Origin of the sequence: Pseudomonas sp. SMN11 (assembly GCF_052041945.1) — a bacterium.
GTDB lineage: Bacteria > Pseudomonadota > Gammaproteobacteria > Pseudomonadales > Pseudomonadaceae > Aquipseudomonas.
In genome coordinates this window covers 81,922-99,571 of the sequence record NZ_JBKGGW010000016.1, presented here as the reverse complement: position 1 = coordinate 99,571, position 17,650 = coordinate 81,922, and the positions used below count along the sequence as shown (strand labels likewise).

General features: G+C 65.9%; 16 protein-coding genes. 12 read left to right on the top strand and 4 right to left on the bottom strand.

All coding sequences use genetic code 11. The annotated features are described in order from the left end of the window. Positions 1 to 63 precede the first annotated feature (63 nt). Together ACLEJU_RS15690 and ACLEJU_RS15685 are read left to right on the top strand one after the other, a co-directional pair. Positions 64 to 2,841, top strand: coding sequence for a response regulator (locus ACLEJU_RS15690; RefSeq protein WP_435424823.1), 2,778 nt, complete (start codon positions 64 to 66; stop codon positions 2,839 to 2,841). A 51-nt stretch (positions 2,842 to 2,892) separates the two neighbouring features. After that, the gene (locus ACLEJU_RS15685) at positions 2,893 to 3,489 is read left to right on the top strand and encodes a MarC family protein (RefSeq protein WP_435424824.1); all 597 of its coding nucleotides are present in this window, start codon (positions 2,893 to 2,895) and stop codon (positions 3,487 to 3,489) included. Positions 3,490 to 3,498: 9 nt separating this feature from the next. On the opposite strand, the gene cobJ is transcribed toward ACLEJU_RS15685, so the two are convergent. From cobJ to cobG, 4 genes are read right to left on the bottom strand one after another with little or no spacing between them, the layout of a single operon-like run. Next, a complete protein-coding gene (gene cobJ, locus ACLEJU_RS15680; RefSeq protein WP_435424825.1) occupies positions 3,499 to 5,205 on the bottom strand; it encodes a precorrin-3B C(17)-methyltransferase in 1,707 nt (568 codons plus the stop codon). Then, positions 5,193 to 5,921, bottom strand: a complete 729-nt coding sequence (locus ACLEJU_RS15675; RefSeq protein ID WP_435424826.1) for a precorrin-2 C(20)-methyltransferase — start codon at positions 5,919 to 5,921, stop codon at positions 5,193 to 5,195. The genes cobJ and ACLEJU_RS15675 overlap by 13 nt, the downstream gene beginning before the upstream one ends. Further along, positions 5,921 to 6,547: a precorrin-8X methylmutase gene (locus ACLEJU_RS15670; RefSeq protein WP_103445841.1), complete on the bottom strand. Its 627-nt coding sequence runs from the start codon at positions 6,545 to 6,547 to the stop codon at positions 5,921 to 5,923. Before ACLEJU_RS15670 ends, ACLEJU_RS15675 begins: the two co-directional genes overlap by 1 nt. Further along, on the bottom strand, positions 6,540 to 7,871 hold the full coding sequence (gene cobG, locus ACLEJU_RS15665; protein WP_435424827.1) for a precorrin-3B synthase: 1,332 nt from the start codon (positions 7,869 to 7,871) through the stop codon (positions 6,540 to 6,542). Before cobG ends, ACLEJU_RS15670 begins: the two co-directional genes overlap by 8 nt. Positions 7,872 to 8,115: 244 nt before the next feature. On the opposite strand from cobG, the gene cbiE reads away from it, so the two are divergent. From cbiE to ACLEJU_RS15615, 10 genes are all read left to right on the top strand, one after another. Further along, a complete protein-coding gene (cbiE, locus tag ACLEJU_RS15660; protein WP_435424828.1) occupies positions 8,116 to 9,327 on the top strand; it encodes a precorrin-6y C5,15-methyltransferase (decarboxylating) subunit CbiE in 1,212 nt (403 codons plus the stop codon). Continuing rightward, positions 9,320 to 10,414 (top strand): cobalt-precorrin-5B (C(1))-methyltransferase, encoded by a 1,095-nt coding sequence (locus ACLEJU_RS15655; protein WP_435424829.1) that lies wholly within the window; start codon positions 9,320 to 9,322, stop codon positions 10,412 to 10,414. The genes cbiE and ACLEJU_RS15655 overlap by 8 nt, the downstream gene beginning before the upstream one ends. Further along, positions 10,411 to 11,145 (top strand): cobalt-precorrin-6A reductase, encoded by a 735-nt coding sequence (locus tag ACLEJU_RS15650; protein ID WP_435424830.1) that lies wholly within the window; start codon positions 10,411 to 10,413, stop codon positions 11,143 to 11,145. The genes ACLEJU_RS15655 and ACLEJU_RS15650 overlap by 4 nt, the downstream gene beginning before the upstream one ends. Positions 11,146 to 11,207: 62 nt before the next feature. Continuing rightward, positions 11,208 to 11,645 carry an NfeD family protein gene (locus tag ACLEJU_RS15645; protein WP_435424831.1) on the top strand — a complete coding sequence of 146 codons (438 nt, stop codon included), beginning with the start codon at positions 11,208 to 11,210 and terminating at the stop codon, positions 11,643 to 11,645. A 27-nt stretch (positions 11,646 to 11,672) separates the two neighbouring features. Next, positions 11,673 to 12,527 (top strand): SPFH domain-containing protein, encoded by an 855-nt coding sequence (locus tag ACLEJU_RS15640; protein WP_110633628.1) that lies wholly within the window; start codon positions 11,673 to 11,675, stop codon positions 12,525 to 12,527. A 121-nt stretch (positions 12,528 to 12,648) separates the two neighbouring features. Then, complete coding sequence (locus ACLEJU_RS15635) at positions 12,649 to 13,038, top strand: DUF2946 domain-containing protein (RefSeq protein WP_435424832.1); 390 nt, start codon at positions 12,649 to 12,651, stop codon at positions 13,036 to 13,038. Between the two features lie 46 nt (positions 13,039 to 13,084). Beyond that, positions 13,085 to 13,564 carry a copper chaperone PCu(A)C gene (locus tag ACLEJU_RS15630; protein ID WP_435424833.1) on the top strand — a complete coding sequence of 160 codons (480 nt, stop codon included), beginning with the start codon at positions 13,085 to 13,087 and terminating at the stop codon, positions 13,562 to 13,564. A gap of 25 nt (positions 13,565 to 13,589) precedes the next feature. Further along, positions 13,590 to 14,027, top strand: a complete 438-nt coding sequence (locus tag ACLEJU_RS15625; protein ID WP_435424834.1) for a DUF2946 domain-containing protein — start codon at positions 13,590 to 13,592, stop codon at positions 14,025 to 14,027. 66 nt (positions 14,028 to 14,093) lie between these two features. Then, positions 14,094 to 16,151 (top strand): TonB-dependent copper receptor, encoded by a 2,058-nt coding sequence (locus tag ACLEJU_RS15620; protein ID WP_435424835.1) that lies wholly within the window; start codon positions 14,094 to 14,096, stop codon positions 16,149 to 16,151. Positions 16,152 to 16,209: 58 nt separating this feature from the next. Continuing rightward, the gene (locus ACLEJU_RS15615; protein WP_435424836.1) at positions 16,210 to 17,577 is read left to right on the top strand and encodes a PepSY-associated TM helix domain-containing protein; all 1,368 of its coding nucleotides are present in this window, start codon (positions 16,210 to 16,212) and stop codon (positions 17,575 to 17,577) included. Positions 17,578 to 17,650: the final 73 nt, after the last annotated feature.

Genomic DNA, 17,650 nt, shown 5'->3' with positions numbered 1-17,650 from the left:
CCTTCGACTTGGCGCGCCGCGCATAGTTAGTATCTGGCACATCGGCTAGGAAGGGATCTCGTAGTGCGTCGGCTTCGGATTGCCACAGCTCTGATCGTCAGCTTGCTGACCTTGTTCTGCCTGTTGCCGGCTTCGGCCGAACAGGGCGGAGGCTGGTCCGCTCTGCTCGATGAACAGGCCAACCTGCAATTGAGCGACGTGCGCTCCGATCGCTATCGCAGCCAGTTCAGCCCGACCACCCTTGGCGAGCTCGATGCAGCACCGGCCGAACAGGCCTTGTGGTTGCACTATCGCCTGGAGCCGGGTGACCAGGAGCAGCTGCTGCGCATCTTCGCCCCCGACCTGTCCCGCCTCGATCTGTACGCCCTTGATGGCGACAGGCTGCTGCGCCAGCTGCACCATGGCCGCCAGGCCGGCAATGGCAATGGCAGCCCGACCCTGCGCGGCAGCGACCATGTATTACCCTTGCCCAACAGCCAGCACTCGCTGGACATCTACCTGCGTCTGGTCTCGGAGCACCAACTGCGCCCGGCGATAAGCCTGGAGCCTGCAGCGGTAGCCGCCTCCGACCATAGCCAACCGTTGCTGTTCGGCATGCTGTTCGGCGGTCTGGTGATGCTCATCCTGCACAACCTGATCCGCTTCCTCTATACCCGTTCAAGCACCACGCTGTATCTCGCCCTTTACCACGGGCTGATGATGCTCAGCGGCCTGATTCTGCTTAACCTCAGCGGCCCGTGGTGGCACCTGTGGCACAGCGCGCAAACTCCCGCCGCCTATCTGACCCTGGTGTTGGCCGGGCTGTCAGGGCTGTATTTCACGCAACATTTCTTCGCACCCCGCAACTCACCGCGGCTTAACCGCCTGCTGCAGGGCGAAATGCTGGTCGCTGCGGTCAGCGGCCTGATCCTGCTGTTCGTCGACACCTTGCCGCTCAACCTGATGACCTATGCCCTTTTGGCCATCGGTAGTGTGACCATGCTGCTGGCCAGCAGCTACCACTGGTACAAGGGCTATGCCCCCGCACGGCTGTTCAGCATCGCCATGCTGGTGTTCAACCTTGGCGGCCTGGTGCTGCTGCCGGCCCTGCTCGGCCTGACCCGCACCTCGACACCCTGGCTGCTGTGCATCCTGCTGGGCATGACGGTGGTCAGCGGCCTGCTGCTCAACCTGGCCGTCAGCGAGCGCCTGCGGCGCATCAGCGAAGAACGCTTCAGTGCCAGCCGTGCACTGGCGGCCAGCGATGCCGAGATCAATGCGAAAGCGGAGTTCCTGGCCAAGATCAGCCACGAAATCCGCACCCCCATGAACGGTGTGCTGGGCATGACCGAGCTGTTGCTCGGCACGCCGTTGTCGGTCAAGCAGCGCGACTATGTGCAGACCATCCATAGCGCCGGCAACGAGCTGCTGACGCTGATCAACGAGATTCTCGACATTTCCAAGCTGGAGTCGCGGCAGATCGAACTGGATGACGTGCAGTTCGACCTGAACGCCTTGATCGAAGACTGCCTGAACATTTTCCGCGCCAAGGCCGAGCAGCAGAACATCGAGCTGATCAGCTTCACCCAGCCGCAGGTACCGCGGGTCATCAGTGGTGACCCGACACGCCTGCGCCAGGCGCTGTCGAGCCTGCTGGAAAATGCCCTGAAGAACACTTCCCAGGGCGAGATCCTGCTGGTGGTGGCACTGGACCAGCGCGGCGAAATCCCGCGCCTGCGCATTGCCGTGCAGGACAGTGGCGAGCCGCTGCCTGCTGCCGAGCGCGAAGCCCTGCTGCAGGCCGAGCTGCACAGCCACCACTTCCTCTCCAGCAACAAGCTTGGCGGCCACCTCGGGCTGGTTATCGCCAAGCAGCTGATCGGCCTGATGCAAGGCGAGTTCGGCATCAAGAGCAGCACCAGCATGGGCAACACCCTGTGGCTGACCTTGCCACTCGACCCGTCACGCCTGGAGCAGCCACCGGCAGACCTCGACGGCCCGTTGCGCGACGCCCGGGTCCTGGTGGTGGACGACAACGACACCTGCCGCAAGGTGCTGGTGCAACAGTGCAGCGCCTGGGGCATGAATGTCAGCGCGGTGCCGTCCGGCAAGGAGGCGTTGGCCCTGCTGCGAACCAAGGCGCACCTGCGCGACTACTTCGACGCCGTGTTGCTGGACCAGAACATGCCAGGCATGACCGGCATGCAGCTGGCGGCCAAGATCAAGGAAGACCCGAGCCTGAACCACGACATCCTGGTGGTGATGCTCACCGGTATCAGCAACGCGCCCAGCAAGGTCATCGCGCGCAATGCCGGGGTCAAGCGCATCCTCGCCAAACCGGTTGCCGGCTATACGCTGAAGACCACCCTGGCCGAAGAACTGGCCCAGCGCGGGCGCGAGCAGGCCGTCCCGTCTCCGCTACCCGGTACGCAAAGTACGCTTGAGCTGCCGAGCGACTTCCGTGTGCTGGTGGCCGAAGACAACAGCATCTCGACCAAGGTCATCCGCGGCATGCTCGGCAAGCTCAACCTGGAGCCCGATACCGCCAGCAACGGCGAGGAGGCCTTGCAGGCAATGAAGGCACAGCGTTACGACCTGGTGCTGATGGACTGCGAAATGCCAGTGCTGGACGGTTTCTCCGCGACCCAGCAGTTGCGCGCCTGGGAAACCACCCACCAGCGCCAGCGCACCCCGGTGGTGGCGTTGACCGCGCATATACTGGCAGAGCACAAGGAACGCGCGCGGCTGGCCGGCATGGATGGGCACATGGCCAAGCCAGTGGAGCTGTCGCAGTTGCGCGAGTTGATCCAGTACTGGGCCAATCAGCGCGAAGCCAAGGCTGACCCAGCGCATACTTCTTGACCACGCCGAACGCGCTCCTGCACACCACGCTTCTCACTCAAGGACCATCCCATGCTCCACGAGTTGTTCAGTGTCTACCTGAAGATGCTGGTGCTCTATAGCCCGTTCTTCGTGCTGTCGTGCTTCATCAGCCTGACCCGCGGCCACTCCAGCAAAGAGCGCAAACAGCTGGCCTGGAAAGTCGCCTTTGCCGCACTGGTAGCCAGCGTGCTGCTGTACCTGTTCGGCCGGGTGATTTTCGGTATTTTCGGCATCACCGCCGACGCCTTTCGCATCGGTGCCGGCAGCGTGCTGTTCATTTCGGCGTTAAGCATGGCCCAGGGCAAACCGGCCGTGCAGGCCGACAACGTGCAGCAGGACGTGACCATCGTGCCGCTGACCATCCCGCTCACTGTCGGCCCCGGCACCATCGGTGCACTGCTGGTGATGGGGGTGGGCCAACCGCACTGGGACGACAAGCTGCTGGCCATCGTCAGCATCGCCCTGGCCAGCTTCACCGTAGGCCTGGTGCTGTACCTGTCGCACGGCATCGAAAAGCTGCTCGGGGACCAGGGCCTGCAGATCGTCAGCCGCTTGATGGGACTGTTCGTCTGCGCCCTGGCGGCGCAGATCATCTTCACCGGGATCAAGGGCTACCTGGTCGGTTAGCCCTCGGACTCAGCGCGCGACCGGGTACCAGCGCGGGGTGTAGACCCACTGCCCACCGTCAACGCGAGCAAAGGTGCAGGTGGTCGACGAACCCACCAGCACCATCGTGCGCATGTCGACCATCTCGGGCGTCAGCTCGGCCAGCGTCACCACCCTCAGGGTCTGCCCCGGCCTGCCGATATCACGGCCCAGCACAACGGGCGTCTGCCCGTCGCGGTGCCGGCGCACGACCTCCAGCGCTACACCGAGTTGATGAGGTCTGGATTTGGAGATCGGGTTGTAGAAGGCCAGCACCAGATCCGCCTGGGAAGCCAGGTCCAGGCGTTTTTCGATGATCGACCAGGGCTTGAGGTTATCCGACAGCGACATCACGCAGAAGTCGTGCCCCAATGGCGCGCCGGCTTGTGCGGCGGTTGCCAGCGAAGCCGATACGCCTGGCAGGATCTCCAGGTCCACCCGATGCCAGGCGGGGTCCGTGGAGGCATGCAGGGCTTCCAGCACCGCGGCGGCCATGGCGAACACACCCGGGTCGCCCGAGGACACCACCACCACCGAACGCCCCTGGGCCGCCAGCTCGAAGGCATGGCGGGCACGCTGCATCTCTTCACGGTTATCGGTGCAGTGCTGCACCTGATCGTCACGGAACGGCCCGGCCATGCGCACGTAGGTCTCGTAGCCGAGGATGTCCTCGGCACGCGCCAGCTCGGCTTTCACCGCCGGCACCATCAGCTCGGCCGCACCTGGGCCCAAGCCGATCACCGCCAGGCGACCACGCTTGCGACCCAGGCGCGCCGTGTCGACCGGCAGTGCGGCCGATGCGATCACCAGGCCCGACTGTTCGATAAGGCGAGCCTCGGGCAACGCCTCGGCCGCCATGCTGGCCAACGTGCCGTTCATTGCCGCGAAGCGCAGCACGACACCCAGTTCTGCAGCCGCCTCGTGCAAGGAAGGCTCGGCCATCGCCTGCTCGGCGACCAACAGGCAAGCCAGGGAGGGCTCGGCAATGCCGGCCTCACGCAAAGCGCCACGCACCTGCTCGGCCAGGCCAGGCCCGCCTGCGGCGAGCGCCACCACCACGGAGCGTGGGTGGATCAGCAGTTCGTCACGGCTGGCCACGCGCGCGTCACAGCCAACATGGATGGTTCGCCGGGCCGTGTCACTGGCTGGCAATTGCGCCTGCGCAAGCCAGGGTGCATCCCCCTCGACACGCACGCTCTCGCCGGCCAGCAGGTCGGAGACAAAGCGCTTACCCTGCTCCAGGTCTGCCAGGGCATAGCCCTCGGGCGGGTTGAGCAGACAGGTGCCGAAGCGTAGTTCGCCACTGGTGGTGATTGCGGCCGCCACACCCAGCGCCTCGCCGAGTTCACGGGCCATGACATTGACCCCGCTCAGGCCACCCAGCAGCGGCACCACCGCGCTACCGTCCTCGGCCACGGCCAACACTGGCGGTTCCGCACCTTTCTCGTCGAGCAGGCTGGCCAGGCTGCGGATGACGATACCGGCGGCGCACAGCGCGATGATCGGGACGGCCTGCTGGTACAGCGCGCGCAAGGTATCGCCGAAGCCGTCGTAATACTGATCGGCGCCCTCGACCCGGCCACGCAAACCATGAATGCTCGCCTGTGGATAACGTTGCTGGATGCGCTGCGCCGTAGTCAGGCTGCCGCCGCCAAGAATGACGATGGCCGGCGCCTGTTGCCTGTTCAGCCCTGCCATTTTTCCCCCGGCACGATGATCAGCGAGAAGTACGGCGAGGACTGTGGGTCCACTTCATCCAGCGGCACGATCTTCTGGTTGGCCATGGTCGCCCGCTCGACATACAGCGCGCGCCCTTCCAGGCCCAGTTCGCCCAGCACCTGGCGCACCTTGGGGAAGTTGCGGCCAAGCTTCATGATCACCGCCGCGTCGGCATCTGCCAGCCGGCGCTTGAGCTCTTCGGCGGGCAGTACGCCCGACAGCACTGACAGGCTCTGGTTGCGATACACCAGCGGCGCACCCAGTACCGAGGCACCACCGAGCATCGAACATACGCCAGGGACCACCTCGGCCTCATGCTGCTGGGCCAGGCGGTCGTGCAGGTACATGTAGGAGCCGTAGAAGAACGGGTCACCCTCACAGATCACGGCCACATCGCGACCGGCATCCAGGTGCTCGGCCACCTGTACGGCAGCTTCATCGTAGAAATCGCTGATCACCTGTTCGTAGGACAGCGGCGCGGGCAGAGCCTCGGTGGTCACCGGGTATACCAGCGGCAGCAAGGTCTGCTCGGCTTGCAGGTGCGCCTCGATGATGCCGAAGGCGTTGCCGCGCTTGCCCTTGGCCACGAAATACGCCACCACTGGCGCCTCGCGCAGAAGGCGCAGCGCCTTGACGGTGATCAGTTCAGGGTCGCCAGGGCCTACACCCAGGCCCAGCAGTCGTCCGCGCGCCATCACTCCACCTCCGTGGCCAGGGCGTTGACCGCGGCAGCGGCCATCGCGCTACCGCCCAGGCGGCCTTGCATGATGACGAACGGCACGCCGCGGCTGTCGGCAGCGAGCATTGCCTTGGACTCGGCAGCACCGACGAAGCCGACCGGGAAACCGAGGATCAGGGCGGGCTTGGGCGCACCGGCATCGATCATCTCCAACAGGTAGAACAGCGCGGTCGGGGCGTTTCCGATCACCACCACACTGCCTTCCAGGTGGGGGCGCCACAGCTCCAGGGCCACGGCGGAGCGGGTATTGCCGGCGTCCTTGGCCAGGCCTGGCACGCTCGGGTCGCGCAGGGTGCAGATCACCGGGTTGTTGGCGGGCAGGCGCGCGCGGGTGATGCCTTCTGCAACCATGTGCGCATCGCAGAGGATCGGCGCGCCATTGGCCAGGGCTTCACGACCGGCGCGGCCGGCACCTTCGGAGAACTGCAGGCCGTCGATGGCATCGACCATGCCGCAGGCATGGATCACGCGCACGGCGAGCTTTTCCAGGTCGGCGGGGATCCGCTCGAGCCGGGCTTCCTCGCGGATGATCCGAAAGGAATTGCGATAGATCTCCTGACCATCGCGGATGTAGTCAATCATCAAGGTGCTCCGTCGGCAGGGCGAGCATGGCGCCTGCTTCATTCAAGGTAAGGCCGGTGGCGCGCAGGGCACCCAGGCCCGGCAGGTGCGCGTCACGCAAATAGAGGTCATAGCGGCCCGGTGCACGGGCCAGCAAGGTGGCCGGGGCGACATGGGCCACGGCACAGGAACGGGGGCAGCCGGACAGATGCACGCTGCCGGGCAAGCCACTGCCCAGCAGCGCCGCCAGCTCAACAGCATCGGCCTTGGTGTCGGCCAGGCCCTTGGCGCAGCCACTGCTGCCGGTGCAGGCAACCACGCGCGCCAAGGGCTCCTCGGCCTGGCAGAGCAGGCCCAGTGCTGACAACTCGACGCGGGCATGTTCCAGGTCGGCTGCGGCGATGTTGGTGAGCATCAGGCTTTGCCACGGGCTCAGGCGCAAGCTGCCGTCACCCCATTGGCGGGCCACACGGGCAACGCCGCGCAACATGGCCGGTGACAAGCGGCCCAGCGGTGGTGCGACACCCAACGCCATGCCCTGCTGTTGTGTCACGGCTCCCAGCCAAGGGTTTTGCGCGCCTTCGCGCCGCCACTCGAGCACGGCCGCATCACGGCGGACTTGCAAGCCGAGACCGGCGATGAAGACCTCGACCGGGCAACCTTGCAGCAGCTGGCGCATGCGTGACTGCTCCGGGCTGGCCAGGTCGAGGAAGCGATCGAGTACCGCGCGCACCAGCGCCAGCCCCTGCTCCAGCGGCACCGCGCCCAGTACCGGGCCATCGGCCGGGCAGCTCGCCAGGCCAAATGCCAGCCAGTCGCGCTGCTCCAGGCGCAGTGCCGAGAGCCACAGGTCGTGAGGGTGATCGAGCATCGCCACGCCTTCACCCCCATCGAGCTGCACGGCGAACTTGGCCGACAACTGATGGAAGCGCGGCGTACCTTGCAGCAGGTCGAGGATCTGCCCGGCCAGGGGGCGTACATCGAGCAGCATCGACGGGTCATGGCCCGCCAGGGGGCTGAGCATCAGGTTGCGCACGTCATCGCTGGCCGCGTCACGCGGACCGAGACCGGCGGCCAGCAGGCTTGCGACCAGCCCGGCATGATCGCTGCCGATACCGCGGATCTGCAGATTGCCGCGGTTGGTGGCCTCGATCACCCCGCCCGCGAATCGCTCGGCCGCCGCCGCCACCGCCTCGGCTTGGTCGGCCAGCAGCAGGCCGCCGGGCAGCTTGATGCGGCAGATGCCACCGTCACGAGCGCTGACGATGCGCCACAACCCCGGGCAGGCCGAGGGACGGGGTGATGCTACGGGCATGTTGGCTGGCGTCAAAGGGGCGTCCGGCAATCGCTGAAAATGCGCTTGAGTGTAGAAGGCGCGGTATTATGCCTGCTTTGTCCGGCGGCATGAAAAGCCGGTGGTCGAGCTTCAACAGCGATTGAGCAGAATTTCAGGACCGCGTAGCCCTTTTCGCGGGCAAGCCCGCTCCCACAGGTACTGCACAGCATTCGAGGGCTGTGCTGTTCCTGTGGGAGTGGGCTTGCCCGCGAAGGGACGCGAAGCGGCCCCAAAAAATGGCGGAACGAAACACATGACCCCCTGGCTGACAGTAGTAGGCATCGGCGAAGACGGCTTCAGCGGCCTGGGCAAGCAGGCCCGGCGCGCCCTGCTGGGCGCCACGCGGATCATCGGCAGCCCGCGCCAGCTGGCCCTGCTGCCGCGTTGCATCAGCGCCGAGCGGCAAGGCTGGCCAATACCCTTCTCCCTCGCCCCGCTACTGGCACTGCGCGGTGAGCCGACCTGCGTACTGGCCAGCGGCGACCCGATGTTCTATGGCGTCGGCGCCAGTTTGGCGCGGCAGGTGGCGGCCGAAGAGATGCAGGTGCTGTCGATGCCCTCCTCTTGTGCTCTGGCCGCCGCCCGCCTGGGCTGGCCACTGCAGGACGTGCAGGTGGTATCGGTAGTGGCACGGCCGTTGGCGGCGCTCAATGCACACCTGTACAGCGGCCAGCGCCTGCTGGTGCTGAGCAACGACGGCGATAGCCCTGTGGCCATCGCTGCACTGCTGCGCGAGCGCGGCTTCGGGCCCAGCCGCCTGCACGTGCTGGAGCACCTCGGTGGTGCGGCCGAGCAGCATCTCTGCGGTACAGCCGAGGACTGGCCGCACAGCGAAGTTGCCGCCCTCAACCTGGTCGCCATCGAGTGCCTGGCCAGCCCGGATGCCGTGCGCATGTCGCGTGTACCCGGGCTGCCAGACAGCGCCTTCCGTCATGACGGCCAGCTGACCAAGCGCGACGTGCGCGCCATCACCCTGGCGCGCCTGGCGCCGCAGCCCGGCGAGTTGCTTTGGGATGTCGGCGCCGGTTGCGGCTCGATCGGCATCGAGTGGATGCGCGCTCACCCGGCCTGCCGCACCCTGGCCATCGAAGCCGACGAAGGCCGGCAGGGCTTCATCGAATACAACCGCGATGGCCTCGGCGTGCCGGGCCTTCAGCTGGTTCGCGGCAAGGCACCCGACGCCCTGGCCGAACTGGAACGCCCGGATGCCATTTTCATTGGTGGCGGTGTCACTCGCGAAGGCGTGTTGCCGCTGTGCTGGGAACGCTTGCGCCCCGGTGGGCGACTGGTGGCCAATGCGGTGACCCTGCAAAGCGAACTGGCCCTGGCGCACTTCCGTGAACAGCACGGTGGCGAACTGACCCGTATCCACGTCGCCCAGGCTCAGCCATTGGGCGCCTTCGACACCTGGCGCCAGGCGTTGCCGATCACCTTGCTCGATGTGGTGAAACCCCTCGATGCGTGAAGAATCCCGCGAGCAACCCGCGCCCCTGCGCAGCGGCCTGACCACCGGCAGCTGCGCCACCGCCACCAGCCTTGCCGCCGCCAAGTTGCTGCTGACCGGACAGTGCGACGACGCGGTGAGCATCACCCTGCCCAAGGGCAAGGTCGTGCAGATGCGCCTGGAATTCTGCCGCCTGGTCGGCGAGCGCGCCGAAGCGGGCACGCTGAAAGATGCCGGCGACGATCCTGACGTCACCCACGGCGCCCTGCTCTACAGCCAGATCCGCCTGCAGGCACAACCTGGCATACGCTTCGTTGCAGGCACTGGCGTCGGTACCGTCACCCGCCCCGGCCTGGTGCTGGCAGTGGGTGAGCCGGCCATCAATCCGGTGCCACGACGGATGATCAGCGAGCACTTGCTGCAGCTGGCCGACGACTGCGGCTATCCGGGCGGCTTCGAGGTCACGGTCAATGTGCAAGGCGGTGAGGCGCTGGCACTGAAGACCATGAACCCGCGCCTGGGCATCCTCGGCGGGCTGTCGATCCTCGGCACCAGCGGTATCGTCCGGCCCTTCTCCTGCTCGGCGTACATCGCCTCGATCCACCAGGGCATCGACGTCGCCCACACCAATGGCTACACCCATATCGCTGCCTGCACCGGCAATGCCAGCGAAGACACCATGCGCCGGGTCTACAACCTGCCCGAGATCGCCTTGATCGAAATGGGCGACTTCGTCGGCGCAGTGCTCAAGCACGTGCGCAAAGTGCCGGTGCCACGCCTGACCCTGTGCGGCGGTTTCGGCAAGATCAGCAAGCTGGCCGCCGGGCACATGGACCTGCACAGCCGCCACTCGAGCATCGACCTGCCGCGGTTGGCTGGCTGGGCAGCGGACATCGGCGCCGACGCCGAGCTGAAGGCGGCCATCATTGCCGCCAACACCAGCCAGCAGGCCCTGGCCTTGGCGCACGCCGCGGGCATCGCTCTGGGCGACGCGGTATGCGCCCATGCCCTGGCCTTCGCCCGTAGTGTGGTGCCGGCTCAGGTGCAGGTCGAAGTGTTCGCCATCGACCGCCAGGGCGGCATCGTCGGCAAGGCAGGTGTGCAATGAGCCACCGTATCCTGCTGCTCGGCGGCGTCACCGAAGCCTTGGCCATCGCCCGCCAGCTCGGTCCCGAGCACGTCTACAGCCTGGCCGGCATCGGCCGCGTGCCGCAGGACCTGGCCTGCCAGGTTCGGGTCGGCGGCTATGGAGGCGCCGAGGGCCTGGCGACTTACCTGCGTGAAGACGGCATCACCCTTTTGATCGATGCCACCCACCCCTATGCCGCGCAGATCAGCCGTAACGCTGCCCGCGCCGCACAAGCTGCCGGCATCCCCTGCTGGGCCTTGCGCCGCCCGGCCTGGCAGGCGCAACCGGGGGACGACTGGCGCGAGGTGGAAGACTGGGCTGGCCTGATCGAGGCGCTCAAGCCGTTCCGGCGGCCGCTGTTCACCCTTGGTCGCGAGCCACTGCAACATCTTGAGGAGATTCCGCCGGAGCAGTTCTGGACCTTGCGGGCGCTGGAAGCCTGCGCGGGCAATGAGCGCTGTGAGGTCATCGGCGCACGTGGGCCGTTTCAGATCGACGACGAGCGGGCATTGTTCGAGCGGCGCCGCATCGATGTGCTGGTGAGCAAGAACAGCGGCAGCGTGGCGACCGAACCAAAGCTCGACGTGGCGCGGGAACGCGGGGTGCCGGTGCTGATACTGAAACGCCCTGTATTACCTGTGGTGGATCGGGAGTTCACATCCTCAGCTCAATTGACTACGGCACTTTCAGACTTTTCCTGCCGTCCGTGAAGTGGCCTAGTGCCGCTCCACTGCCTTAAACTTCGGCCTCCCCTCCGGAAGGCGTCGTTCATATGGAAATGCAATGGTGGATCTGGCTGGTCTTCGGCATCGGCCTGATCCTGCTCGAACTGGTCCTGCCTACGTTCTTCATCATCTGGTTCGGCATCGGTGCCGTGCTGGTCTCGCTTATCGCCCTGGCCGCCCCCGCCCTGCAGCTGGATATGCAGGTGCTGCTTTGGGTGCTGTTCTCCTCGGTGACCACCTTCCTCTGGTTCAAGTTGTTCAAGCGCAAGCAACCGGACGTGCGCTGGACCGCCGACAGCGTGATCGGTGAAGTCGGGTTGCTGACCAGCAGCGTCTCGCAATTTCAGAAAGGCCGCGTGCGATTCCAGAAGCCACTGCTCGGCAACGAGGAATGGACCTGCATCGCCGACGGCGACATCCCCGCCGGCGAGCGTGTGCGCCTCATCGCCATCGAAGGCAATACCGCCCGGGTCGTCCGGGCCTGAATTGGCATTTAAAAGGAAGTTTGCATCATGACCAGTCTTATCGTCGTCGGCGCTCTCGCCCTGTTCGTCCTGATCACCGTGTTCAAGGGGGTGCGTATCGTGCCCCAGGGCGAGGAATGGATCGTCGAGCGCCTGGGCCGCTACCACAACACCCTCAAGCCGGGCCTGAACATCGTCATCCCGTACATGGACGTGGTCGCCTATCGCCTGCCGACCAAGGACATCATCCTCGACGTGCAGGAGCAGGAAATCATCACCAAGGACAACGCGGTGATCGTGGCCAACGCCCTGTGCTTCGCCAAGGTGGTCGACCCACAGAAGGCCTCCTATGGCGTGCAGAACTTCTCGTTCGCCGTCACCAGCCTGACCATGACCTCGCTGCGCGCCATCGTCGGCGCAATGGACCTGGACGAAGCGCTGTCGAGCCGCGAACAGATCAAGGCGCGCCTGCGTGAGGCGATGTCCGAGCAGACCGAAGACTGGGGCGTGACCGTGCGCTCGGTGGAGATCCAGGACATCAAGCCGTCGGAGAACATGCAGCTGGCCATGGAACGCCAGGCGGCCGCCGAGCGTGAGCGTAAGGCCGACGTGACCCGCGCCGAAGGTGCCAAGCAGGCGGCGATCCTCGAAGCCGAAGCGCGCCTGCAGTCGGCCAAGCTGGACGCCGAAGCGCAGATCAACCTCGCCGAGGCTTCGGCGCGGGCAATCTCGCTGGTCAAGGAAGCCGTGGGCAACGAGACCGTACCGGCCATGTACCTGCTGGGTGAGCGTTATGTAGGGGCCATGGAGAACCTGGCCAGCAGCAACAATGCCAAGGTTGTGGTGCTGCCAGCGGACCTGCAGGAAACCGTGCGCGGCCTGATGGGCCGCAACAAGGCCTGAGCATGCCGGGGGGCGCTTTGCGCCCCTTTCCACACCTACCTGCGTCACTTCACCGCACCCCACCATTTTTACCTATACTCCGCCTTACAATACCGCCCACGATTCCTGACCGGATCTCTCCATGCCCCCACGTCGGCACATTGCCTGGATAGCCTGCCTTGCAGTGCTGTTCAACCTGCTGGCCATGCCGCTGTCTTCTGCCGCGCCCAAAGGCCCGGCCGAGCAGCTGCTGTGGGGGGCTTTCTGTTCCAGCCTGGCCGGTAAGGCCAAGGTCGATGTCCAGGCCTTGGCCAAGATCGACCTCGGCAGCCAAAGCGACCAGCACTCCAACATGCAGCACTGCTCGTGCTGTTCGGGCGCCGCACCTCTGCTCGCCCTGCCGGGTTATCCGCCGCAACTGCACAACCCGCCGACGCTGTTGGCCGGGCGCGAGCCGCCACCCGCCAGTTACCAACCCACGCCGCGCCAGCTATGGCCCGCGCTCAATCCCCGTGCCTCTCCGCTGGCCTGAGTTCATCACGCTGTCTGCCTGAACCTGAACAGATCGGAGACTCACCATGCTCAAGCAAGCTCTTGTACTGGCTGCCCTGCTGCTGCCCGGCGCCTACGCCAACGCCCATGAATACACCGTGGGCGACCTGCACATCGCCCACCCGTGGTCGCTGCAACTACCGCCCAACGCCCCCAACGTCGCCGCCTACTTCGTCGTGCACAACAACGGCAAGGCCGATGACCGCCTGCTCAGCGTCGACAGCCCGATCAGCGATGACGCGCAGTTGCATGAGCACACCATGAGCGCCAGTGGCGCCATGAAGATGCAGCAGGTGCAGAGCGTGGTGGTGCCCGCGGGCAAGGACCTGACCTTCGCCCCCAACGCCTACCACGTGATGCTGATGCAGCCCAAGGACCGCAGCCTGCTCACTGACGGCAAGCGCTTCCCGATGACCCTGCATTTCGAGAAGGCCGGCGACATCACGGTCGACGTGGCCGTACAGAAGCAGGCGCCATCGGACCAGGCTCACGAACACGCGCACTGACGCCCGCTGACAGGCGCTCGCCACCATGAGCCTGCCGCGCAACAGCCTCAGCCGTACCACCCGCCCTGAACGCAGGCGCGTCGGTGGCGGCTGGCTGAGCCTGTTCGCCATGTGGATGATCTTCATCGGCCCGCTGGTTTCCCAGTCGATGCCGATGGACCACCACGCTGGCATGAGCATGCCAATGGACATGTCGATGTCCATGCCGGCCGAGCACGCCCACGGTAGCGATAGCCATCATGGCCACGGCAACGATGATCAGCTGCATGTGATGTGGGAAAAGTGTGGCTACTGCAGCCTGCTGTTCAACTGTCCCGCCCTGCCACAGACCCTCAGCCCGCTCAGCGTCGCCAGCGCCGTTCCGCCCACCCTCACCCCCGCCCCCACGCACCAGGGCCATGCCCGGCAGGCCGTATTCCCCGGTGCGCGCAGCCGCGCGCCGCCCCTTTCGATCAGCGTCTGACACCCCCGTTATCGCACGGAGCCAGGAGGCTTCGCGCACACTCATGACTGATCGACTGGAATCACTATGTCCGGCTGCACCCCTGTTTTAGCTTCGTCCCTGCGAGGGACATTTGCCGCGCTGTGCGGCTCGCTGCTCGCGCCCATGGCCCTGGCTGCCGACCCTGGCCATGAAGGCCCTGAGGCCGAGCTGAGCCCGACGGTGATCACCGCGCTTGCGCCGAGTTCGCCACTGACCGTGGTCACCAACCCCAAGGACCCGCGCCAACCGGTGCCGGCCAGCGATGGGGCCGACTACCTGAAGACCATCCCTGGCTTTTCCGCCATCCGCGCCGGCGGGACGAATGGCGACCCGGTGCTGCGCGGGATGTTCGGCTCGCGCCTGAACATTCTCACCAACGGCGGCGTGATGCTCGGCGCCTGCCCCAACCGCATGGATGCCCCGACCTCCTACATCGCGCCGGAAACCTACGACCGCCTGACCGTGATCAAAGGCCCGCAAAGCGTGATCTGGGGGCCAGGCGGCTCGGCGGGTACCATCCTCTTCGAGCGTGAGCCGGAAAAGTTCGGCACCCTCGGCAGCCGGGTCAACGCCAGCCTGCTGGCCGGTTCCAACGGCCGCTTCGACAAGGTGCTCGATGCGGCGGCCGGCAACAGCCAGGGCTATGCGCGCTTCGTCGGCAACCAGTCGCACTCGGACGATTACGAGGATGGCAACGGCGACACCGTGCCTTCGCGCTGGGAAAAGTGGAACGGCGACGTGGCCTTGGGCTGGACGCCCGACCAAGACACCCTGCTCGAACTCACCGCCGGCAAGGGTGACGGCGAGGCACGCTACGCCGGCCGTGGCATGGACGGCTCACAGTTCAAGCGTGAGAGCCTGGGCCTACGCTTTGAAAAGTCCAACCTCGGCGAGGTGCTCGACAAGGTCGAGGCGCAGGTCTACTACAACTACGCCGACCACGTGATGGACAACTACAGCCTGCGCACGCCATCAGGCACCGGCATGATGGGCATGCCCATGGTCAGCAACGTTGACCGCCGCACGCTGGGTGCTCGCCTCAAGGCCACCTGGCGCTGGGCCGACGTGCAGCTGATTGGCGGCATCGACGCGCAGACCAACGAACACCGCCAGCGCGGCGGCATGGGCGTCGATGCACACAAGGGCCAGCCTTGGACCAAGGACGCCGACTTCCACAACTATGGTGCTTTCGGCGAGCTCACCTGGTACGCCACCGGCGAAGACCGGCTGATCACCGGTGCCCGCCTGGACCGTGCCTCGGCCCGGGACTTCCGCCAGAGCAGCGCCACTCAAGGCGACACCCGCGCCGACACGCTGCCCAGCGGCTTCGTGCGTTACGAGCATGACCTGGCGGCGATCCCCGCCACCACCTACATCGGCCTCGGCCACGCCGAGCGCTTCCCGGACTACTGGGAGCTGTTCTCGCCCAAACTGGCGCCACCCGGTGCGGCCAACGCGTTCGACGGCATCAAGCCAGAGAAGACCACCCAGCTCGACTTCGGCATCCAGTACCGCGACGAGCGCCTGGAGGCCTGGGCCTCGGGTTATGTCGGGCAGATCCGTGACTACATCCTGTTCGACTACCGCCCCGGGATGATGGGCATGAGCACCTCCCAGGCACAGAACATCGACGCCCGCATCATGGGCGGCGAACTGGGCGCGGCCTACAAGCTCACCGAGCGCTGGAAGGCCGATGCCACCCTGGCCTACGCCTGGGGCAAGAACAGCAGCGACGGCAAGGCACTGCCACAGATGCCGCCGCTGGAAAGTCGCCTGGGCCTGACCTACAGCCGCGACAGCTGGAGCGCCGGCGCCCTCTGGCGCCTGGTGGCGGCGCAGAACCGCATCGCCGAGAACCAGGGCAACGTGGTCGGCAAGGACTACGACAAGAGCGCCGGTTTCGGTGTGTTCTCGCTCAACGGCGCCTACAAGGTGAACCACAACCTCAAGCTCAGCGCAGGGGTCGACAACCTGTTCGACAAGGCCTACGCCGAGCACCTGAACCTGGCCGGGAATGCCGGGTTCGGCTACCCGGCCAATGATCCACAGCCGGTGAACGAGCCAGGCAGGACCTTCTGGACCAAGGTCGATTTCAACTTCTGACAACAACAACGGGCGCGGCTTCGGGCGTGCCCATCAGCTGGTCAAACAGGAGGTTCCCATGAGAGGAACACGCATCAACTTCTATAACCTGGCCTGGCGTTGGCATTTCTATGCGGGGCTGTTCGTGGCCCCGTTCATGATCCTGCTGGCGATCACCGGGACCATCTACCTGTTCAAGCCGCAGCTCGACCCGCTGCTGTACCGTGACCTGATGGTGGTCGAAGCTGGCCACCATCGACAGGGCGCCGACACACTGCTGGCCGAAGTGCGCCAGGCCTACCCGAAAGGCCATGTCGGCCAGTACCTGCCGCCGATCAATGCCGAGCGCAGCGCACAGTTCGTGGTGCATGACGGTGGCCGCGAGCTGAACGTGTTTGTCGACCCGTACAGCGGCAAGATCCTTGGCGAGCAGGATGGCAAGCAGAACCTGCAGGCCATCGCCCGCGCCCTGCACGGCGAACTGATGGTCGGTACGGTCGGCGACCGCCTGGTTGAGTTGGCCGCCGGTTGGGGCATCGTGCTGGTGGTGTCCGGCCTGTACCTGTGGTGGCCACGCGGGCGTAACGGTGCCGGCGTGCTGTGGCCACGGTTCGCGGCGAAAGGTCGATTGTTCTGGCGCGACCTGCACGCGGTGACCGGGTTCTGGGGTTCAGCCCTGCTGTTGCTGATGCTGGTCAGCGGCATGACCTGGACCGGCATGTGGGGCAAGCAGTACGCCGATCTGTGGAACCGCTTCCCGGCGGCCATGTGGAATGACGTGCCCAAGTCGGACCAGCAAGCGCGCGAACTCAACAGCGCGCACCGCCAGACCGTGCCGTGGGCGATGGAGAACACGCCGATGCCGCAATCCGGCGCCCATGCCGAGCATGCCGGGCATCACATGATGGACAGTGCACCGGCTGCGCCTCAGGTGAGCCTGCAGCAGGTGGAAGACATCGCCACTTCGCGCCAGGTCGAACCTGGCTACAGCATCACCGCGCCGACCACGGCCGAAGGCGTGTACACCATCGCCGTGTTCGCCGACGACCCGCGCAACGATGCGACCCTGCATGTCGACCAGTACACCGGCAAGGTGCTGGCGGATGTGCGCTGGCAGGATTACAGCCCGGTGGCTCGCGCGACCGAGCTGGGCGTGATGCTGCACGAGGGCAAGATGTTCGGGCCGTTGAACCAGATAATCATCCTGCTGGTGTGCCTGATGATCCTGCTGGGTTCGGTAAGCGGCCTGGTGATGTGGTGGAAGCGCCGGCCCGAGGGTGGCCTGGGCGTGCCGCCGCTGCGCCATGACCTGCCGCGCTGGAAGACGGCTGTGGGGGTGATGCTGGTGCTGGGCGTGATGTTCCCGCTGGTGGGAGTGTCGATGGTGGTGATGTGGGTGGTGGATAGCCTGGTGGTGAGACGCCGCCGGCTGCTGGCCAACGCTTGAGATCGCCGGGGGCGCTTTGCGGCCCCCCGGCTGCTACCCAAAAGTCGAGTCGATCTGTCGCGCCCCGATCTGG

Excerpts from the sequence above, each read along its gene's own strand:
- ACLEJU_RS15620 (WP_435424835.1), top strand. The coding sequence starts at position 14,094 with ATGTCCGGCTGCACCCCTGTTTTAGCTTCGTCCCTGCGAGGGACATTT.
- ACLEJU_RS15675 (WP_435424826.1), bottom strand. The coding sequence starts at position 5,921 with ATGGCGCGCGGACGACTGCTGGGCCTGGGTGTAGGCCCTGGCGACCCT.
- ACLEJU_RS15630 (WP_435424833.1), top strand. The coding sequence starts at position 13,085 with ATGCTCAAGCAAGCTCTTGTACTGGCTGCCCTGCTGCTGCCCGGCGCC.
- ACLEJU_RS15655 (WP_435424829.1), top strand. The coding sequence starts at position 9,320 with ATGCGTGAAGAATCCCGCGAGCAACCCGCGCCCCTGCGCAGCGGCCTG.
- ACLEJU_RS15645 (WP_435424831.1), top strand. The coding sequence starts at position 11,208 with ATGGAAATGCAATGGTGGATCTGGCTGGTCTTCGGCATCGGCCTGATC.
- cobJ (WP_435424825.1), bottom strand. The coding sequence starts at position 5,205 with ATGGCAGGGCTGAACAGGCAACAGGCGCCGGCCATCGTCATTCTTGGC.
- ACLEJU_RS15635 (WP_435424832.1), top strand. The coding sequence starts at position 12,649 with ATGCCCCCACGTCGGCACATTGCCTGGATAGCCTGCCTTGCAGTGCTG.
- ACLEJU_RS15615 (WP_435424836.1), top strand. The coding sequence starts at position 16,210 with ATGAGAGGAACACGCATCAACTTCTATAACCTGGCCTGGCGTTGGCAT.
- ACLEJU_RS15670 (WP_103445841.1), bottom strand. The coding sequence starts at position 6,547 with ATGATTGACTACATCCGCGATGGTCAGGAGATCTATCGCAATTCCTTT.
- ACLEJU_RS15685 (WP_435424824.1), top strand. The coding sequence starts at position 2,893 with ATGCTCCACGAGTTGTTCAGTGTCTACCTGAAGATGCTGGTGCTCTAT.
- ACLEJU_RS15625 (WP_435424834.1), top strand. The coding sequence starts at position 13,590 with ATGAGCCTGCCGCGCAACAGCCTCAGCCGTACCACCCGCCCTGAACGC.
- ACLEJU_RS15640 (WP_110633628.1), top strand. The coding sequence starts at position 11,673 with ATGACCAGTCTTATCGTCGTCGGCGCTCTCGCCCTGTTCGTCCTGATC.
- ACLEJU_RS15650 (WP_435424830.1), top strand. The coding sequence starts at position 10,411 with ATGAGCCACCGTATCCTGCTGCTCGGCGGCGTCACCGAAGCCTTGGCC.
- cbiE (WP_435424828.1), top strand. The coding sequence starts at position 8,116 with ATGACCCCCTGGCTGACAGTAGTAGGCATCGGCGAAGACGGCTTCAGC.